This is a genomic window from Ligilactobacillus sp. LYQ139 (assembly GCF_045033025.1).
In the GTDB taxonomy this organism is placed as follows: Bacteria; Bacillota; Bacilli; order Lactobacillales; family Lactobacillaceae; genus Ligilactobacillus.
On record NZ_JBJFZW010000015.1, the window covers coordinates 1 to 2669 of the forward strand.

General features: G+C 45.3%; 5 protein-coding genes. All 5 read left to right on the forward strand.

Annotation, left to right across the window (positions count from 1 at the left end; translation table 11 throughout):
- Nucleotides 1-909 (forward strand): hypothetical protein (locus ACI3E1_RS07820; protein WP_405025092.1); only part of this gene is annotated, 909 nt, incomplete at its 5' end.
- Nucleotides 910-921: 12 nt separating this feature from the next.
- Nucleotides 922-1272, forward strand: a complete 351-nt coding sequence (locus ACI3E1_RS07825) for a hypothetical protein (protein ID WP_405025093.1) — start codon at nt 922-924, stop codon at nt 1270-1272.
- 2 nt (nt 1273-1274) lie between these two features.
- A complete protein-coding gene (locus ACI3E1_RS07830) occupies nt 1275-1472 on the forward strand; it encodes an XkdX family protein (RefSeq protein WP_405025094.1) in 198 nt (65 codons plus the stop codon).
- 46 nt (nt 1473-1518) lie between these two features.
- Complete coding sequence (locus ACI3E1_RS07835) at nt 1519-2184, forward strand: hypothetical protein (RefSeq protein ID WP_405025095.1); 666 nt, start codon at nt 1519-1521, stop codon at nt 2182-2184.
- An 11-nt stretch (nt 2185-2195) separates the two neighbouring features.
- On the forward strand, nt 2196-2507 hold the full coding sequence (locus ACI3E1_RS07840) for a hypothetical protein (RefSeq protein ID WP_405025096.1): 312 nt from the start codon (nt 2196-2198) through the stop codon (nt 2505-2507).
- Nucleotides 2508-2669 lie beyond the last annotated feature (162 nt).

The following is a 2669-nucleotide window of genomic DNA, read 5'->3' on the forward strand; positions in this document are numbered from 1 at the left end:
TTCCAGACAGTTGGGCGGTATACGTTTCAGATTGAACTGGATAATGGGACAAATAAGCTCTCATCAAAGGTGTGTTTCTTTGATGTTGAACCGAACCTGTTATCGGTTGCTATGGACTTCGTGAATGGAGTATCGCCATTTGATAACGAGTACGAAAAATGGAAGGCTAAGGTTCAGCGGGAAGTAAACCAGTTAACGGAAGAAGTTACCACCTTAATGGCAACTGCTAGTGATTGCAAGGCATTATTAAATCAATACGTTAAGAGTGCGCAGGCGTTTGTTGACGCCGCAGTCGCCAAGGCATTAGCGGACGTACCGAAATTGGACGGGAATAATATCTATTCGGGGATGAATACGTTCAATGGCACGGTGCGCGGGAAAAACATAATGGCCGATAACTTTATGGGAAATCTTAACGGGAACGTGAATGCCCAAAACGTAGATATTCTTGGCGGTTTGAAATTCGAGGATGACATACTGAAAGATGTCGGATTTGACATGCGTCACGCTTTATTTTCGTGTCAATACGAAGCGAATGCTTCACCGGGCGGTTGTAGCGAAGGGCTAACAATCCTCAATAATGGTATTCAGAAGTCACAAAGTTCAGATAATAATTACTTCCATTTCATGGGATTTCGGTTCTACAATCCAGCAGGAAACTACGAGATTTGCATGATGGAAATTCATGCAAACTGTTCCCTTAATCCAGACGCTATGGGCAAGCCGATTATTCAGTTCCCAATTAATTTCCATTTTTTGGAAGGTTTAGACCAAACGCCATTTATGCTAGATGGTCACGAATTAATGATTGACCAACAGAATAAGACGTTAGTCTACCTTAATAAAATTGAGCGGTATAACTCATCGGGTGCTTGTCCGAATGATTGCCATGACGCCAAGATGATTTAGGAGGTGCAATGAATGAAATATATCTATCGCTATGACGGACAGTCACCAACGGGAATGGTAACGGTCGAGGTTGACGATGATTACACGTTGAAGGCAGGCGAAGCGACTGAATTACCAGCAGGCTACACCCCGTATAAATTGGTTGACGGCAAGCTAACCGCTTCTACAAAGGAAGAAAGCGACGCATTTTACCGTAAGCAGAACGGCAATAGTGTGATAACGGCACCGCAGATTACGCCAACGCAACAAATGATGGCGGTGTTTACTAAACAGATGAGTACGTTGTCTGGGCAAGTTACTGCCCTAGAGCAAACGGTGGCCGTCCAAAACAAACAGATTGCCGCACTTAAAGGAGGAAAATAATCATGGGAAATGACGTATTATTCGAGATGATTAAGACGCAATGGTCGTGGGGGGTCTACAAGAGTATTGATGATTTGCAAGTTTACGTTAATGCCGGATGGATCACCGCTGAACAAGCCAAAACGATTGCAGAACCAGCTTCAAGCGAGGCTGGTTCTGTTGCTTCTGCGGCAACGGCGAGCGGAACGACCGCAAATTAACTTCTAATCAAAAGTGGTGGGTGGGTAGTGGAATAGGAGGTGTGTCATGGCAAACCTAAACGGACAATTAGTGATTGCCAACGGACAGTATGAGTTCAAACACGGCGATACGAACAGCGAAATCCAGTTCGTAGCCTACGATATGCAGGGCTCCAAGGTGTCACTGCAAAAGGACGGTTCAGCGAAGTTCGTCATCAGTAACACGATGGGCGTGTGCAAAATGCTGACTGCCACAGTAGCAGCGGGCTATATTTTTAAGCTCAAGACCAGCGATTTATCAGCGTTGCCAGCGGGTAACTACACCGTTGAGCTAGACGTGTTAGACGCAAAAGGTGGTAAGCGGATATTTCCCGTGGATAACAGTGCTACGGTGATTACGGTTACCCCCGACGCTTTGACCGTCACCAATGGCGTTGTGCCAACAAGTTCGTTGAGTGATTTTGAGGATGACCTGAAAAATTACGCCCAACAACAAACGGCGCAAGCCACGGCGGACATCCAAAGCAAGTTTAAGAGCTACGTGGACGGGTTGCCCAGTAGCGTAACGACAACTGCCCAAAATGCAGTTACTACGGCCAACCAAGCCTTAACGTTAGGGCAAACGCTCCAAAAACAGCAAGGCGTGAATACCACTGCAATTAACGAAATTCACCGTCAAATTGCAACGTTAACCACGATAGTTGCTGGTTATCACAAAAAGAGCAGTACGTAGGAGGTGATGGTATGTTTCCGCACCATATTTTTGGACTGGGGTGGGACGAGGTATTAAGTGTTTTTTCGATTGTGTCAATGATTGTTACAGTTGTCATTTCGTGGTTGGTTCACGTGATTAATGACGCTTTTCGGAAAAACGCTGGCCCGCTTAATGCCAACATCGCCAAGTTAAATTCAGTCATTGAGTTATTGAAGAATGAGTTGTCAAATCACTCAACCACGATTGACAAAGCGATGAACAAGTTAGATCGCCTAGACGATAAGGTGGTTGAACACGAAGTGAGGATTAATGAACTTGAAAGAAGGGATAGTCATGATTAATTTAATCATCCAAGCACTTGTTGCCGCTGCCAGCGTATTAACTCCGGCCGTAATGTTAGTTATTGCTAACGCTATCCATAAATATGTTCCCCAACAGGATGTATTGGAAGCATTGGAACAGTTTGCCAAGGACGCCGTAGTGCTGGCAGAAAAGGCTGGCGC